The sequence below is a fragment of the Bradyrhizobium sp. HKCCYLS3070 genome, from assembly GCF_051167575.1.
GTDB lineage: Bacteria > Pseudomonadota > Alphaproteobacteria > Rhizobiales > Xanthobacteraceae > Bradyrhizobium.
This window is the reverse complement of sequence record NZ_JBNPTI010000001.1, coordinates 1,043,462-1,058,905: the sequence shown is the minus strand read 5'-3', so window position 1 is coordinate 1,058,905 and position 15,444 is coordinate 1,043,462. Positions and strand designations below refer to the sequence as shown.

At 65.0% G+C, this 15,444-nt stretch carries 20 protein-coding genes; 12 read left to right on the top strand and 8 right to left on the bottom strand.

The genetic code is table 11. From position 1 onward, the window contains the following. Positions 1 to 13: 13 nt before the first annotated feature. Complete coding sequence (locus ACQR03_RS04910; protein WP_434840994.1) at positions 14 to 811, top strand: FRG domain-containing protein; 798 nt, start codon at positions 14 to 16, stop codon at positions 809 to 811. 149 nt (positions 812 to 960) lie between these two features. Here the strand turns inward: ACQR03_RS04910 and ACQR03_RS04905 are convergent, their stop codons facing one another. Further along, the gene (locus ACQR03_RS04905; protein ID WP_315712246.1) at positions 961 to 1,455 is read right to left on the bottom strand and encodes a protein-tyrosine phosphatase family protein; all 495 of its coding nucleotides are present in this window, start codon (positions 1,453 to 1,455) and stop codon (positions 961 to 963) included. Positions 1,456 to 1,661: 206 nt separating this feature from the next. Here ACQR03_RS04905 and ACQR03_RS04900 point away from each other — a divergent pair, with 206 nt between their 5' ends. Both ACQR03_RS04900 and ACQR03_RS04895 read left to right on the top strand, forming a co-directional pair. After that, the gene (locus ACQR03_RS04900) at positions 1,662 to 1,919 is read left to right on the top strand and encodes a hypothetical protein (RefSeq protein ID WP_315751721.1); all 258 of its coding nucleotides are present in this window, start codon (positions 1,662 to 1,664) and stop codon (positions 1,917 to 1,919) included. Positions 1,920 to 2,703: 784 nt separating this feature from the next. Beyond that, positions 2,704 to 3,057 (top strand): hypothetical protein, encoded by a 354-nt coding sequence (locus ACQR03_RS04895; protein WP_315826839.1) that lies wholly within the window; start codon positions 2,704 to 2,706, stop codon positions 3,055 to 3,057. 115 nt (positions 3,058 to 3,172) lie between these two features. On the opposite strand, the gene ACQR03_RS04890 is transcribed toward ACQR03_RS04895, so the two are convergent. Next, positions 3,173 to 4,714 (bottom strand): hypothetical protein, encoded by a 1,542-nt coding sequence (locus ACQR03_RS04890; protein WP_434840993.1) that lies wholly within the window; start codon positions 4,712 to 4,714, stop codon positions 3,173 to 3,175. Between the two features lie 328 nt (positions 4,715 to 5,042). Here ACQR03_RS04890 and ACQR03_RS04885 point away from each other — a divergent pair, with 328 nt between their 5' ends. After that, complete coding sequence (locus tag ACQR03_RS04885) at positions 5,043 to 5,255, top strand: CPCC family cysteine-rich protein (protein ID WP_315751723.1); 213 nt, start codon at positions 5,043 to 5,045, stop codon at positions 5,253 to 5,255. Positions 5,256 to 5,390: 135 nt separating this feature from the next. Here ACQR03_RS04885 and ACQR03_RS04880 read toward each other — a convergent pair whose 3' ends face one another. Next, positions 5,391 to 5,678, bottom strand: coding sequence for a hypothetical protein (locus ACQR03_RS04880; RefSeq protein ID WP_315751724.1), 288 nt, complete (start codon positions 5,676 to 5,678; stop codon positions 5,391 to 5,393). 223 nt (positions 5,679 to 5,901) lie between these two features. Between ACQR03_RS04880 and ACQR03_RS04875 the strand changes: the two genes are divergently transcribed. Beyond that, complete coding sequence (locus ACQR03_RS04875; protein ID WP_315751725.1) at positions 5,902 to 6,138, top strand: DUF2945 domain-containing protein; 237 nt, start codon at positions 5,902 to 5,904, stop codon at positions 6,136 to 6,138. Next, a complete protein-coding gene (locus ACQR03_RS04870) occupies positions 6,135 to 6,716 on the top strand; it encodes a DUF488 domain-containing protein (protein WP_434840992.1) in 582 nt (193 codons plus the stop codon). The genes ACQR03_RS04875 and ACQR03_RS04870 overlap by 4 nt, the downstream gene beginning before the upstream one ends. 45 nt (positions 6,717 to 6,761) lie before the next feature. Here the strand turns inward: ACQR03_RS04870 and ACQR03_RS04865 are convergent, their stop codons facing one another. Further along, complete coding sequence (locus tag ACQR03_RS04865; protein ID WP_315712258.1) at positions 6,762 to 6,995, bottom strand: DUF2171 domain-containing protein; 234 nt, start codon at positions 6,993 to 6,995, stop codon at positions 6,762 to 6,764. Positions 6,996 to 7,830: 835 nt separating this feature from the next. After that, positions 7,831 to 9,900, bottom strand: a complete 2,070-nt coding sequence (locus ACQR03_RS04860) for a methyl-accepting chemotaxis protein (protein ID WP_434840991.1) — start codon at positions 9,898 to 9,900, stop codon at positions 7,831 to 7,833. Positions 9,901 to 10,064: 164 nt separating this feature from the next. On the opposite strand from ACQR03_RS04860, the gene ACQR03_RS04855 reads away from it, so the two are divergent. The 6 genes from ACQR03_RS04855 (at position 10,065) to ACQR03_RS04830 (ending at position 13,164) form a co-directional block, all read left to right on the top strand. Continuing rightward, positions 10,065 to 10,844, top strand: a complete 780-nt coding sequence (locus ACQR03_RS04855; RefSeq protein ID WP_434841203.1) for a transglycosylase SLT domain-containing protein — start codon at positions 10,065 to 10,067, stop codon at positions 10,842 to 10,844. 146 nt (positions 10,845 to 10,990) lie between these two features. Further along, entirely contained in the window at positions 10,991 to 11,275 is a 285-nt protein-coding gene (locus tag ACQR03_RS04850; RefSeq protein ID WP_434840990.1) for a DUF2312 domain-containing protein, read from the top strand. Between the two features lie 131 nt (positions 11,276 to 11,406). Then, positions 11,407 to 11,757 carry a zinc ribbon domain-containing protein YjdM gene (locus ACQR03_RS04845; RefSeq protein WP_315751729.1) on the top strand — a complete coding sequence of 117 codons (351 nt, stop codon included), beginning with the start codon at positions 11,407 to 11,409 and terminating at the stop codon, positions 11,755 to 11,757. Between the two features lie 63 nt (positions 11,758 to 11,820). Next, entirely contained in the window at positions 11,821 to 12,012 is a 192-nt protein-coding gene (locus tag ACQR03_RS04840) for a hypothetical protein (RefSeq protein WP_315712266.1), read from the top strand. A gap of 477 nt (positions 12,013 to 12,489) precedes the next feature. Then, positions 12,490 to 12,705, top strand: coding sequence for a hypothetical protein (locus ACQR03_RS04835; protein ID WP_316170439.1), 216 nt, complete (start codon positions 12,490 to 12,492; stop codon positions 12,703 to 12,705). Positions 12,706 to 12,933: 228 nt separating this feature from the next. Continuing rightward, on the top strand, positions 12,934 to 13,164 hold the full coding sequence (locus ACQR03_RS04830; protein WP_316170438.1) for an FmdB family zinc ribbon protein: 231 nt from the start codon (positions 12,934 to 12,936) through the stop codon (positions 13,162 to 13,164). Positions 13,165 to 13,191: 27 nt separating this feature from the next. Here the strand turns inward: ACQR03_RS04830 and ACQR03_RS04825 are convergent, their stop codons facing one another. The 3 genes from ACQR03_RS04825 to ACQR03_RS04815 form a co-directional block, all read right to left on the bottom strand. Then, positions 13,192 to 13,626, bottom strand: coding sequence for a Rieske (2Fe-2S) protein (locus ACQR03_RS04825; RefSeq protein WP_316192636.1), 435 nt, complete (start codon positions 13,624 to 13,626; stop codon positions 13,192 to 13,194). Between the two features lie 115 nt (positions 13,627 to 13,741). Next, positions 13,742 to 14,464, bottom strand: a complete 723-nt coding sequence (locus tag ACQR03_RS04820; RefSeq protein WP_315751730.1) for a DUF3750 domain-containing protein — start codon at positions 14,462 to 14,464, stop codon at positions 13,742 to 13,744. A 132-nt stretch (positions 14,465 to 14,596) separates the two neighbouring features. Beyond that, positions 14,597 to 15,439, bottom strand: coding sequence for an SH3 domain-containing protein (locus ACQR03_RS04815; RefSeq protein WP_434840989.1), 843 nt, complete (start codon positions 15,437 to 15,439; stop codon positions 14,597 to 14,599). Positions 15,440 to 15,444 lie beyond the last annotated feature (5 nt).

Below are 15,444 nucleotides of genomic sequence, written 5' to 3'. Positions count from 1 at the left end.
ACTAGGACGAGACATGATCGAGGGCATTCACTGCACTTGGGAAGAGTTCAAGGCCGAAGCTGCACAACTCCGTCAAGCGGCCCCATCATTCTCGCCAATGCTATTTCGAGGGCAATCTAACGCGAGCTGGGATCTTGAGACGACATTGGAGCGAAGTGGCCACGGCGAAACCGTATCCGAATATTATCATCTGATACTCCGCATCAAAGCGGAAGCAGAAGTGGCAACAAACAACAAATGGGCCGACCTCCCCTTTATTCCAGAAATTGATGTACTGGCTCGCGATTACGATGAATTCAGCAGAGCACTAAGCAATTTGCCGCACTACGCGTATATGGCTTACCTCCGGCATCACAGCTTTCCGAGCCCGCTCCTAGATTGGTCAAACTCTCCCTATGTAGCGGCTTATTTCGCATTCCGGACAGAAACAGGCCCGGAGCAAGAGGTAGCGATTTTTGCTTACACGGAGCGAACTGGCTCGCTTAAGATTTCTTCCTCAGAACACCCTCAAATCCATCGACTTGGCCCGTATGTTAACGCCCACAAGCGACACTTCTCTCAGCAATCCGAATATACAGTTTGCGTCCATTTCTTAAACGGACGCTGGACTTTCGTCCAACACTCAAACGTATTCGATAGCTCACCGGAGGGGCGTGAGCAGGATGTTCTGAAGAAGTTTGTCATCAAAGCCACTGAACGCAAGGCTGTGTTGCGGGAGCTATCGGATTACAATCTTAACGCCTACACGCTCTTCGGCTCTGAAGAAGGTCTAATGGAGAGCCTCTCCAATCGAGAGGAGATTAGAGACTAACGGAGGTATAGCACGTAAACCCGATCGGCGCGTTAGTCGTCGCTGGCGTGCCATACGGATGCTAGCTCGCGGCTGACAATTCCCCCCATAGGCACCTCCACATCTTCTCCGATCTCCACGCCGACGTGGAGCTACGGTGACGCTGCACTTTACTCGATCTGTTTGCGCTCGAACGTCCTCACCCACTCCCGCTGATCTTCCGTATCCGGCACGCGCACGCCGCGTGCGGCGGCGATCCGGTCGAAGGCCTCAGCTCCATCAATGCCCAGCCGAATCATCACGCAGGCCGCGATCACGGCGGAGCGGCCGATGCCGGCGCGGCAATGGATCAGGACCGTCTGGCCGTCCGTCAGCCGCGCGGCGAGGTCGTGCGCGAGCCGCAACGCTACGCTGCGGCTCTCAGGAAGACCACGGTCGGGGATTGGAAATGACACGAAGGCCATGCCGTGTGACTGGCACAGCGCGGCCTCGCGCTGAAGGCCGAGGTCATGAACCTCAGCCGGCTCCAGCAGGCTGACGACGACGGCGATGCCCTCGCCCACCCAGGCCGCGATGTCCTCCGCCAGCCAGTCCTCCGCCCTCGGCCGCGCCGCGATGGCGAGGCGGCCGGCGGTGGGCAGGTCGATCCGGTGCAGGCGGGACATGGTGATGGTCCTGTCATGAATGAGCGTTCGTAACCCGGATGAGCGAGAGCGACATCCGGGATCGCGGCTGCCGAGACGGATGCACTCTCAGGCCCCCGAACATCATACCGCGTCCGCTACTCGATCCCCAGGATTTCCCGGAGCAGCGGAACGATCGCCGACACGCCGCAGTTTGCTACGAACCCAACAACGAAGGAGGTTCGTTCATGAAGATGGCAATCGTCTTGACGGCGGCTCTGTTCGCCGCTTCGCCTGTGTTCGCCGCAGAGACCGGCGCAAGTTCGCACGGCGCGTCGAAGAAAGCGCCCGGTCAGCAGATGCAGCGTAGCAAGACGTCGACGGCGCCCGGCGCTTCGGAGTACGCGCCCGGTCATCAGAGCAACACCGCCGCCGGCCCGGGGCATTCCGAGAGCGCTCCTGGCCAGCGCATGACGACCACCGGCTCCAGCACGCATAGGAAGTAGTGGGCGCGCGAACGGGAACGATCCCGCTTCTCGGCCCCCCTTTCGCTTGAAGACACAGAAAAGCCGTAAGCCTCTCAGTTCATCGTCAGACATCCGAGGGAGTCACATGCGCAAAGCGATCTTCATCCTTGCAACATCGATTTCAACCGCGCTGGTCGTGCCCGCCAGCGCGTTGCCTCGCGCTCCCCTTCAGGTCGATCGCGGCGCATCTGATCTCATCGAGGTGAGAGGCGGTCATGGCCATGGTCATGGTCATGGCTGGGGCCGCGGCGGCGGTCACCGGGCCTTCGGCTGGAGTCGCGGCCGAAAGGTGGGTTGGCGCGGCCATCACTGTCCGCCGGGCCACTGGAAGAAGGGATGGTGCTGATCGGCCGGACCAGGAGCGTTAGCAAGCATAGGGCGGATGAGCGGAGCGTAATCCGCCGCTTGACCAGATCGGCGCGTTACGCTTCGCTAACGCGCCCTACGCAGCGAGCCCTGGGCTCCACCTCCCTGCCCGCCATGAACCTCCACATCATGGCGTGCCGATCGTCATGGTGATGGGCAACCATGAATTTGATCACCGCACCTTTCCCGAAGAGCTGAAGCTGGCGCGCGCCGAGGCGGCGCGGTTCGGCGTGCATCCCCTAGAAGACGAGGCGGTCGTGCTCGCGGGCGTACGCTTTGCGGGCGCCACGCTGTGGACACGACCACGCGCTTCCCGCGCGCTTTGGTTGACCTGCATCAACAGGGTCGAAGTGAATCCGCATCAAGCTGTCATCGTCAGAGAAGCGGAGGCAGTATCATGGCCGACTCGCAAGCATCTCTCGTCCCATCCCACGACGCGCCCGATCCGCACCGTCAAATCGATTCAGCCGCTTGGGCCGTATTCTTCATCTGGCTCGGCGTGGTCATGCTCGCAGGGCTTCCCTGGGGCTGGTTCCTGGTGGGCGTCGGCATCCTCATCCTGGGCGCACAGATGGTGCGGACGCAACGGAGCCTAAAGGTCGACAGGTTCGGCGTGGTCATCGGGGTCATCATTCTTGCGGCCGGCCTGTGGGATCTTCTTGCCTTGCCGTTGCCGCTCATGCCGATGATCCTGATCGTGCTGGGCGGATATCTGCTCTGGAAGACGCTTTCGACGACGGAATCCCCCTAAAGCGGCGCACGAAACATCAGGAGGCTCGGACGAGCGGGACAGCCCGTAGGGTGCGGGCGGTTCGCAATGGTGGGCACGCGCCGCCTTGCGGCGGCGCTTTGCCCGCCCTGCGGCGCTACTTGAAACACACCGATTTGTCGTTCGGGTCGAACGAATTGCCCGGCATCGGCCGCAGCGGGGTCAGCTTGGGGTTGGCGTTGATCAGTCGCTTCGAATAGGCCCCCAGCGTGGCGTTCATCGTGTTCAGGCGGTCCTGGGCGTCGGTGCGTTGCAGCGGCAGGGTGACCACGCCAGAGTTGTAGACCTCCGCCCGCGACCATTGCTGGCCCTGCACGATGCGGCCGACGAGGCGCGACTTCAAATCGGCGGCGCTGTCACCGGCCGCGCTCTTGGCCCCGACGACGTTCGGCGGCAAGAGGCTCGGGTTGACGATCCAGCCGCGCGGCTTGGCAACGTTGTTGCCGAACAGGATCAGCTCGTCGACGGTGTTGTTCAGCGCCACATAGTCGCGCAGCGGCAGGCTGGCGTCGCCGGTGCCGGTCTCCTGGACGTGGCTCGCCAGATGCGGGCCGGTGGCGCAATAGGTGCCGAAGCTGAGCTTGATGCTGCCGGAGCTCATGGCCATGTAGCTGCCGACATCCGAGCCGCCCGGCGGCGACGGCGCGTCGTCGCCGCAGAAGGTGCCGTGCGACGAGGCATCCTGCAGGGAGTGCAGATAGAGCCCGATCCGGGCGATCTGCACCGGCACCGGCGGCTTCCTGGGATCGTCGAACAGCACGCCGGTGGTCCGGCTCTTGTCGTCCAGCCAGGACTTGAGCTGGGTGTAGTCGACGACGCCGTTGCTGTTGTCGAGCACCTTCGGTCCCGAGGTGATGTTGATGGCCGGCCCGATGGCGTAGTTCTCCAGCAGCGGCACGTTGCCGCTGATCGGCACGTTCGCCAGGCATTGCGGGCCGCTAAAGTTCGAGGAGCCGTTCGGCACCGTGTATCCGGCGGTGCACAGCAGGCCCGGGGCGTCGTCGGGCTTCATCGCCCATTGCCGGAGATCGTACAGCGTGCCCTGATAGACGCTGTCGATGGTCACGGGATAGCCGGGCGGCGGATAGTGGAACGGATACACCGCCTGCACGCCGCTGGCGCCGTGCACGTCGGTGCCCTGCCCGTTCGGCGAGAAGTTCAGCAGGTAATGATACAGCGGCCCGTCGGTGGTGTTGTTGGTGCGCTGGAAGCCGTTGAACTTGGCGGTGATGTAGCTGGCGCCGGAATTGGTCGATGTCGCCTGCCCGCCGCACTGGTCGATCGGCGCATATTGTGCGTAGTCGGAATTCTCGTTGTAGGCGGCGATCCAATAGGCCACGTCGGCGCGATAGCCGAGCGCCTGGGCGATGAAATAGGTCGAGTCGGCGTGGATCATGCTGCGGCCGGGCGGAATGACGGCGAACTGCACCGCCTCGAGCAGGCAGCCCCGGTTGAGCGCCTCCGCCGGATTGCGGCACGCGCTGGCCGGCGCGAGACAATTCCTCAAGCCGTCCTTCACGCGCGGGATGCAGATGTCCTCCAGGAACGCCTGCGCGGGGTGCGGCGTGATCAGCCCCCAGCCGAGAACGGACGATCCCACGACGACGGAGAGGGTCGACAATGCAAAGCCAATGCGCATGAAAAACTCCTTGGTGATTGAAATCCAGCCGGTCGGGAGCTGAACCATGGCCAAACGCCACGTCTCTCAAGCCACGCGAAACGCTGCGTGAGGCTTGCCTCGCGGATTCGGCGAGGATGATTTGCCCCCATCTCGATCAAAATATCAACCTATAGTTGTTATAACAAATGCATCGCTTTCGCAAAGATGGCGCGCTGCTTGGCCCGCCGACGGCTCGCCGTTGACGCAGGTCTTTCAGACTCGCATCATCACGCCCTGATGTATCGCGATGTCACCGAGCCGCCGTCGGAGGTGCGCTATCGCTGCCCGTGCTGCCGCTTCCTCACCCTTGGGTGAGCGCGGCGGGTTCGAGATCTGCCCGGTCTGCTATTGGGAGGACGACGGCCAGGACGACCACGATGCCGACCTCGTCCGTGGTGGTCCCAATGGAGCGCTGTCGCTGACCGAGGCACGCGCCAATTTCAAGACCCTCGGCGCCTCGGAGGCGGCGCATCGTGCATGCGTCCGTCTCCCCCGGCGGACGGCGGACGGCGAACGCTAGCTCGTCGCACGATGCGGGACCGTCATCGGCCCGACGGGAGACGCCGGATGTTGTCATCGCTGGATGCCACCACGCCAGCATAGCTATCGCAGGCGAGCACCAAGCGCTAGCGTCATGTCGCAGGGAACGAGCCGTTCAGCTCGCTCCGTCTCGTTTGCTATGAGCGTCGTTCTTCTCGCGCTGAGGAGAGATCTTCCAGTCGCGACCTGCCTTACGGTGGTCCCAATCGATGCCGGGTCCCATCCGATGCAGCGTGTGCTGCTTCTGACGTTCGCTGGTCGACTGCCCCTTCTCTCTTGCCGGCACGCCTGAACTCGCTTTGGTCTCCGCGGGATTGGGGGAAGGTTTTCCTTGCCCCTGAGCGAACAAGGGATTGAGGCTGACTGACGCCAGCAAGACGATCATGAAGGCAAAAGTACGCATGGAACGGCTCTCCCTTTGCATGTCACATCGACCATCCGGCCGCGACCTCGACAGGAGCACTCTGAAGGTCGCGGGCGGCTGCGGATTGATCTGGATCAGATATCCCGCGGGACCAGGCAATCGCGGCTCGCCGGAGCGGATTGACCAGCGATGGATGGAACATGCCTTTGCCTGAGCCGTTCCTGGCTGAAGTGCGGATCGCGGCTGTTTACAGAGCAGACAGATGACCAAGTTTGCGAAGGGCGACCACGTCTCCTGGAACTCGGAGGCCGGCCGCGTGACCGGACGCATCGTCGCGGTGCATGTGCGCGACTTCGACTACAAGGGCTATCGTCACCGCGCCAGCAAGGACTCTCCGCAATACGAGATCAAGAGCGACAAGAGCGAGCACATCGCCGCTCACAAGGAGAGCGCCTTGACCAGGGTGAGCGGCGATGAGGCTCGCGGTTCGCAGGGATGACCGAGCACTCACCCGCCAAGACCGCAATGACACGGGCGCGCGACGCGCTTCCCGTCTTCACCATCGGGCACTCCACGCGGACGATCGCCGAGTTCGTCACGCTGTTGCGGGCCGGCGAGGTTCAACTCGTCGTCGATATCAGGCGCATCCCGCGCTCGCGGACCAACCCGCAGTACAATTCGGAGGTGCTGCCGGCCGAGCTCGCGCGCCATCAGATCGGCCATCTGCGCATTGCCGAGCTCGGCGGCCTGCGCAAGACGAGCGGCATTTCACCGGACACGAACGGCTTCTGGACCAACAAGAGCTTCCATCATTACGCTGACTACGCCCTGTCCGATGACTTCCGGCGCGGCTTCGATCGCCTGCTGACCGTGTCGGCCGCGCAACGCACGGCCATCATGTGCGCGGAGGCGGTGTGGTGGCGCTGTCATCGTCGCATCGTCGCCGACTACCTGATCGATGCCGGCCGCGCCGTGTATCATCTCATGGGCCAAGACGAGGTTCGTGCGGCGACGTTATCTGAGGGTGCGGTGCGAGCCGGCGACAGATTGACCTATCCCGGCTCGAACAACGAATGACACGCAACTCGCGCCGCAGCCGACGCGCTCCGCATCGCGACCAGGCTAGGTCTCCTCCTCCATCGTCACCGCAACGGCGCCGATGGCCGACAGCCGCACCTTGTCGCCTTCGACGTCGGCGACGAGGCCCTTGTCGATGAAGTGATGATGCCCCTTGTGGCTGCCCTCGCCGCTGTCCTTCCTGGTCAGCTTGATGCGGTTGCCGTCGACGCGGTCGACGGTGCCGACATGCGCGCCGTCGGCGCCGATGACTTCCATGTGTTCCCTGATGTCCTGCATGACGCGTCTCCTTCGTGGCTGATGATCGGTCTGAAACGGCCTCAACCGGCGGGGTGCCCGAACAGTTCCGTCCGCGCACGGAGCCGTAGGGCGGATCAGCGCAGCGTGATCCGCCCTTCCTCCGCAGGCGGCGGTTACGGCTGCGCCAAACCCCGCCCTACGGACTCTCGTCATTGCGAGGAGCCGAAGGCGACGAAGCAATCCAGGGCGGCATGAGAATTCTGGAGTGCCGCGGATCCTGCCACGGGCTGCGCCTCGGCGGGGACCCGTCGGCTGGCAATGACGCGAAAATCCGCCTGCGCCGACAGGCCATTTTCATCAGCAGCCTCAAGCTGATCTGGCCTGTCCAGTCCTTCGGTGAAAAATAAATCACTTTCGCTTTTTCAAAAATCATGATTGTCTACGCCCATCCCGGCCCGCCGAGAGGGGCGTATCGCGATCGTCACGAGACGTGGGCCGGAGATGCGGTGGCTGTGAGTGTGCCGCAGCGGGCTTGAGGCCCACCGACGAACGGCACGCTTGCGGACGTGAAGACGCGTGGTCCTGGCGCCCCGAAGCTGGCGCCAAGTGCGGTGGTGATGATGATCGCGCCGTGCGACGGTGGCTAACAAGCCGGACACCGGGGAGATCGCGACATAAGCGTGAAAACCATCGCGCGGGGAATGCCGGGATGCCTCGGCTGAACCTGTGGTGACTGCCGCCTGCTTATCTTCTGCAGGCGGGCCATGGGTGCGGCCAGCGCCCGGCATTCCCCGCGCCCTCTCCCTTCAGAGGGCCAACGACCGGCAAGGCTCGGGCGCCATCTGCGTCGCGGGATCGCGCCCGCTTGGCGACGCTACGCCTTGCGCACGGTGCCGAGGAAGCCCTCCACCGCCACGCGGAAACGATCGGCATCGGTGGACATGCGGCGGACGGAGTCGACCATCGCCGCGCCCGCATTGCCGGTCTGGCGGTTGAGCGCTGCGACCGAGCCGATCGTGTCGGTCACGGCGCGGGTGCCCTGGGCGGCATGCTGGAAGTTGCGCGAGATCTCGGTGGTGGCGGCGCGCTGCTCTTCGACCGCCGCGGCGATCGCCGTCATCTTCTCGTCGATGCTGGAGATGTTGTGGCTGATGGCGCGGATCGCCTCGACCGACTCGCCGGTGGCGGCCTGGATCTCGGCGATCTGGCGGGTGATGTCGTCGGTGGCGGTCGCCGTCTGCGCCGCGAGGTTCTTGACCTCGCCGGCGACCACGGCGAAGCCGCGGCCGGCTTCGCCGGCGCGCGCCGCCTCGATGGTCGCGTTGAGCGCCAGCAGGTTGGTCTGCGCGGCGATCGCGGTGATCATCTTGACCACCTCGCCGATGCGGTTGGCGGCGCGGTCGAGCATCTCGACGGTGGCGTTGGTCTGCGCCGCCTTCTCCACCGCCTGGCGCGCATCGGCCGCGGAGGCCTGCACCTGGGCCGCGATCTCGGAGACCGACGCGGTCAGCTCCTCGGTGGCGGCGGCGATGGTCTCGAGATTGGTGGTCGCGGTCTCCGCGGCGCTGGCGACCGCGGCCGTCTGCTCGGTGGACTCATCGACCAGCTTGCGGACCTCGCCGGCGCTGGAATCGAGCTGGCCGGTCGAGTTGCCCATGCTGACGATGACCGCCTGCACGGTGTCGTCGAAGCTCTTGCAGGCGCTGTCGATCGCCTGCGAGCGCTCCAGCCGGCGGCCCTGGTCGAGCTCGCGCTCGCGCGACAGCTGCTCGGCGGTGGCGGCGCTCTCGCGCAGGCCCTCGAGGGCGGCAGCCATGGCGCCGAACTCGTCGGCATGAGCGAATTGCGGCACCGGCGTCTGGTAGTCGCGCTGGCCGATGCGCTGGATCGCCTGCATCAGGACGCCGACCGGGCGCATCAGGCGGACGCGCACCGCGCGCAGCGCCAGGCCGGCCACCACGAGCGCGGTGATGAAGGCGAGCGACTGGACGATCAGACTGCTCAGCGCCGCGGTCTTGATCTCCTCGGCGCGCGCGATCGAGCCGTCGAGCGCGGTCATGCCGATGGCGATGATGCCGGCGAACGGGCCCTGGCAGAACGCGTTCCATTCCGGCGCCGGCATCGCCGGCTTGCCGCTGCCGTCGAACCCCTTGGCGAGCTGGTCCATGCGCTGATGCGCGGCATCGACCTCGGCGCGCGAGGTCTTCACGGCCCCGGCGAGCCCGGTGCTGCCGCCCCCCGCCAGGAGGTCGTCGAGCCCGGACCAGCCGGCCGCGACGGTGCCGCGCCATTGCGCGATCGCGCCCTTCTGGGCGTCGTCGAGCGGCTTGGAGGCGTTGATGTTGGGGCGCAGCGCCGAGCATTGCAGGCCGTAGCGGTCGCGGACCTGCCAGGCCAGCCGCCGCGCCTGCACCATCTTGGCGATCGCCGGATCGGTCATCCAGGCGCGGTTCGAGACGGCGAGCGAGGCAGCGTTGGCGACGTCCAGCGTCTTGGTCATTGCCTGGTACCAGGCCTGCGTACGCGCCAGCACGCGTTCGGAGCGCGGCTTCGCGGCTTCATCGAACAACAGCTTGAACTGCGGAACCGTGGCGTCCCAGCTCGATTTCAACCCGGCCATGAGGTCGTCGCGCTCGGGCATGTCGACGCCGGCGAGCGCGGCGACGATGCCGTCATAGCCCTTGGCCTCGATGCCCTGATATTCGGTGAGCTTGGCGCGCGGATCGTCCTCGCTCAGCAGCACGCTCTGGATGTCGCCGCGGTGGGCGCGCATGACCAGGACGTTCTGGAAGATCGCCTTGTCGGCCGCGGTCAATTGCTCGGTCGCGACGCTCTCGCGATAGCGGCCCGCGGCGCCGCTCATCAGGATCGCCGTGGACACCAGGATGCCCGCCGCCAGCACCGACAACAGCACCATCAGCAGAGTACTGACCGATTTCTTCATCACGCCCCGCCCCACACCAGAAAGTGGCAGGATGACGCGATTGCACAAATTCTTCCTTAACCATGGACCGGCACACCGGCGGCCGAGGTAATCAGTTGCCGAAATCCCCTGCTCCACGCCAACAAAAATTGCGCAAGCCGCAACGCGGCAGCCGCTGGCGCGCGCTGCGGCGCGATGCGAAGCGAATCGCAGGGCGCGGTGCGCAGTGGTTGGGCCGGACGGTGGGCGCGGCGCCGCGGTGGATCAAGATCGCCTGCGGCGCCTTGGTGCTGCTCGTGACCTTCGCGCTGGTCAATCTGGCCTATCACGTGCTGCGCAAGCCGACCGAGCTGTTCGTGGTAACGGGTCATTCGCTCGACAAGGAGCCGGAGGAGACTTGGCGCCAATATGGCGCGCTGTTCCGTGAGAGCTCGACACGATCGATCACGTCGGAGCTGCTCGCCGCCCTGGCGCAGACCGAGAGCTCGGGCAATCCGGTGGCGCGCACCTATTGGCGCTGGCGCTTCGCATGGAATCCGTTCGCGCTGTATCAGCCGGCGTCCAGCGCCGTCGGCTTGTTCCAGATGACCGACGGCGCCTTTGCCGACGCCGCACGGTTCTGCATCCGGGATCACGAGGTGGTCAGCGACGGCTGTGGGTCGCCGAGCCTGTACGTCCGCGCATGGCCGGCGCATGCGGTGGCGCTCACGGTGATCTCGCTCGACCGCCAGGTCGCTGCCGTGCTCGCGCGGCAGCCTGGCGCCAAGCCGAGCGCGCAGCAGCGGCAGGATCTCGCGGCCGTCATTCATCTGTGCGGCGCCGGGCCGGCGGCCGGGTTCGTGCGCCATGGCTTCAAGCCGGCGGATGGCGAGCGCTGCGGCGACCATTCGGTCGCCGGTTATCTCGGCCGCGTCAATGCGATGAAGAAGCAGTTTCAGAAGCTCTCGGCGGCGGAGCAGAGCTAGCGCATGGCGTCCGCTCGGCAACATCGCAGCCCGCCCGGTTCCGCGTTAAGCACGTCGGATTCACTGATGTGGGCAAAGCGCGCCCGTTAAGACATTGGCAACGAACTGCCGCGCATTTTCTCCGTCCCATTAGTACAGGAGTCACCATGTCAGAGATCGGCATTCCCGGCGCGCGCATCCGGTCCTTCGTCGAGCGGATCGAGCACCTCGATGGCGAATTGGCGGAGCTGAACGAGCAGAAGAAGGAAGTGTTCGCCGAAGCCAAGGGCGAAGGCTTCGATGTCAAGATCCTGAAGGAGATCATCAAGCTCAGGAAGCAGGACCAGGACGAGCGCGACGAGCACGAGACGCTGCTCGACACCTATCTCCGGGCGATGGAAGCGGCCGAGACCGGGCCGGCCAGCAAAAGCCCCGAGCGCAAGGCGGCGTGACACGCCGCCGACCGACGATGGCGGCGCGCAGCCCATCTGCGCCGCGCGCTGCCCTCCCCGGGATTTTCCTTGCCCGGTTCCATCCGAGCCTCTAACGCTGCGCTACGCTTCTGCCCGCGCCCGAGGATGAGATGACCGACGCAATGACCTGCCCGCAATGCCGCTCCGAGCACGCCTATCAGGACGGCGCGCTATGGGTCTGTCCCGAATGCGGCCATGAATGGAGCGGCGACGCCGCCGTTGCGGCATCGGCCGGCGACGACGCCAGCATCCGCGACGCCAACGGCAACGTTCTGGCCGACGGTGACAGCGTCATCGTCATCAAGGACCTGAAAGTGAAGGGATCGTCGTCGGTGGTGAAGGGCGGCACCAAGGTGCGCAACATCCGCCTGCAGGAGGCGAGCGACGGCCACAACATCGCCTGCAAGATCGACGGCATCGGCCAGATGAACCTGAAGTCGGAGTTCGTGCGCAAGGCGTAGAGCCTAGTGCTCCCGGAACATTCGCGACGCCATGGCGTTCGGATCAACAACGGGAGGATGGCCATGCTGACGGACGACCAGATCGCGACGCTTTCGGATATCGGCCAGGCGATCGCCTTCTCGCCCGACCGGCAGGACGAACTCGATGGACTGATCCGCGAAGGTTATGTCGCCAAGGACGGCGACATCTACGAGCTGACGGCGAAGGGTCAGAAGATCCTGACCGATCGAGGTGCCGGATTGAACGAGGCCTGACGGACCGGAGGCTCGCAGCACCGGGCATCGGGGCGTCGGTATCAGCGCCACCGGAAAGTCTGGCATCCGGCCAAATATCATGCGGGGAATCGGCGGTTCGTCTGCAGACACCCTTGCGAATCGAACTCTGATTCACCCAATGAACGGCGATATTCCGCCCGAAGACCGAAAACAACGTCCGCGGGCGCCGCAGGACTGCGCAGGCGCTGCCTGTTATTTGACGCAACAGGTCCGGCTCAGGCCCGGCACTCAGGCCGAACAGCACAACACGGGCAAATCGCCAATTGATCGAGCAGCAAACGCAGGCCGGTTGCCCAACGCTGCGTGATCCAAGCAGTGAATCCGTCACGCTTCTGTGGTCATGAAGTGACACCCGTAGCAATCCGTTCCGTAGCAGCACGGCGTGGATTCATAACTTGGCATGAACTCTGCTTTCCCGATCCTGACCGGGTCCCACTCTTTGGAGGCAGAATCAACGTGCTCGTCACTCTCGTCGCAATGCTATGCAACGGCCAGCTCTGCATGGAGAAGGTCGTCACCAACAGCGAGATGTCCGGCATCACGATGACATCCTGCGCCGTCAGCGCGCAGATCGGAATCGCAGACTGGATGTCCAAGGGTCCCTATCACGAGTGGCATCTGCAGAGTTACAAGTGTGTCGCCGGCAAGTACGTGCCGAAGACCAACGCCTGATCCGCTTTGTCCGTCCGGCTGGCGCCCGGATATCCGGGGCCGGCCGGCCAGGCGGAAGAGCTCTGCACTGCTGTCGAATGTTCGACCCCAGTCGCGTCGCATTCGGGACATGCGCAGCAAAAAACGCTGCCGTCAGCGTGCAAACGCGCCCTGAATCGGCGAATTCGATGCGCAATGGCGCTGGCCCGCTTCGTGCAACGCCCCTCAGCGACAATGAGGGATGACGTCATGCCGTTCTACAGCTTCCATTGCGCAGCCTGCGCAGAGGATATCGAGTTGCTGATCGGGATTTCTGAAAGGCCGGTCTGTCCGACCTGCGGCAGTCGCAAGCTGACCCGCCTGCCCTCGCTACCGGCGCCGCCAGCGCGCAGCCCCGGCCTGATCAAGGCGGCGCGCAGCCAGGCAGCACGCGAGGGGCACCTCAGCAACTACAGCCGCGCCGAACGGAAGAAGCGCTGACCCGGCCGCGGCCGCCGGCCCTCGGCCTCAGTCCGATGTGATCTGCACGTCGGGCACGTCATCCTCGGGATCGTCGATGTCGAGGCCGTCCTCCTCGTCCAGATCGATCCCGGAGAGGCAGATGTCACCGTCGTCGATCACAAGCTCGACTGGAGCCAACGTCCGGCCCTGACAGGGCCCGATGAAGCATTGTCCGGTATCGAGGTCGAACTGCGCACCATGCTCGCCACAAACGAGGAAATTGCCTTCCTCGTCCATGAACTCGCCCGGGTGCTTGTCGAGGCGGGCGCCCTGATGCGGGCAGGCATTCTCGAAGCCATAGAAATTGTTGCCCTTGCGCGTGACCAGGATCGGCCAAGGCTTGGCGCTGCCGTCGGGCTCGCGGCGCTGGAGAACGAAGCCCCGCGCCGCGCCATCGTCCACCTCATAGGTCGCGCAGATCGCAAACAGCGTGCTCATCATCCGCCTCTTCTCGCCTCGCCCGGCGTTCTTGGCGCATCCGCGACATCACAGGCGCGCTGAAGAGGGTCGCAGCAAGCAGCATGCCAGCCAGTGCCTGACAGGCAGATCGCGGGCCTCAGACCGCTCGCATGCCGAGGCGGCCGATCCCGGGAAATTTCAGCGCCGGCCGACGCAGATCGACGCCGAGAACTCCCCCGAAGAAGTTCAGCTCGACGCCCTCGATCCACCCGACGGTGACACCGAGATAGCCGCCGAGCGATACGAACAGACCGGTCCCGGAGGCCGTGCGCCCCCACCAGCCGTCAAAGGGGAAGTCCTTGCCGATTGCGGTTGGCGGCAGCACGGCGTTCAGCTCAGGAACCGCGTTCAGCGCCGCCTGCACGAAGGTGTTCGAATTCGGCCCCGGCCAGGCGTTGTAGTCGCCATAGGCGCGGAAGCGGTAGTTCTCGATCACGCTGCGGATCCTCGGGATCACCCGCTCGGCTTCATCGCCGTCGACGGCCAGCACTGTCTCCGGCAATGCACCGAACCAGCGACCATCGGGCGCGAAGCCATCGACCCGGATCGGCTCACCCCACGCGGTGTAGTCGTAGCGGGTGTAGCGCGGGCCGCCCTTCTCCTTCACGACGATCCAGGTGTGGACCGCGAAGATGCCACGCCAACGCACCGTGCGCGCAGCGAATACGCGCACCATCGCGTCGGCATGCTGCGCCGGCGATGGCAGCAGGCCCGCGCTCGAACGGTCCGCAGTCTGCCAGCTGCCGCGACGATCGCCGCGCAGATAGTTCGCGGCCGACAGCGAGATGGGCACGAAGATGAGCAGGAGGAAAGCGAGCACGGGCTTTTTCACGATGGGCGAGAACAATGGAGGCACCGAGGAGTGACAGCCATGTAGTCATCGCGCCCGCCCTCGCCAGCGCCGGCCGGCACGCCACCTTCACAATCCGGACACCAGGGCAGCGCTGATGACTCAGTGCCGACGGAAACCACCGTCCGGGCCGGAACGCCCGCCGCCGCCGCGAGGGCCACTGACGCCGACACGCGCAGCGCCCATGGCGGGGCCGCCCCCGATATGCGCCAAGCCGATTTGCGGCGAAGTCCCGATCATGCGCATGCCGCCCATCTGCGCGCGGGCGCTCTGCGGCGCACCGCTGCTTCGGCTCATCAATGGCTGCACCATGGGTGGCGTTGCAGCTCGAGCGGGAGCACCAGCCACGACCGGAGGTGCGGCGGGGCCGGCCGCAGTCGAAGGCGGCACACGACCTTGCATGCCCGAAGTCGGGCCGGATCGTTGGCCCGTGCCGGCGACCGCGCCCGCTCCGGCGCCAGGCTGGATCATCCCGCCGGGACCACGACCCGGCATCCCCGGGGTCATGCCAGGCTGAGGCGGATTTTGCGCCATGACCGGCGGATGGCGATGCCAGTAGCGGTTCCAGAACGCGTGCCGATGATACCAAGGCCGTCCGAAATAGAAGCTGCTCCAATAGGTGGTCAGCGTGAATCCGACAGTCGGCACGTACTCGACATATTCGGGCAGGTAGACGTACTGCTCACGATACAGATAGGCGAGCGTCCGCGCCGCGACCCAGCCGCGTTCGCCTCCGAAGCTGACATCGCACCACGCGCCGCCTTGAATGCAGCCATGGATGGTGATCCTGGCACCGACTGGAATGCGCTCGACGACGGGAAAACCGGGGCCGGGTCCTGCGCGCATGGTGGCCGCGGTGCGCACCAGGCCCGGCGCGGCCACCGCCAGCGAGGCGGGCGTGGCAATCAACAGCGCAGCAACGAGACACGGTCTGAGTTTCACCACGGGCA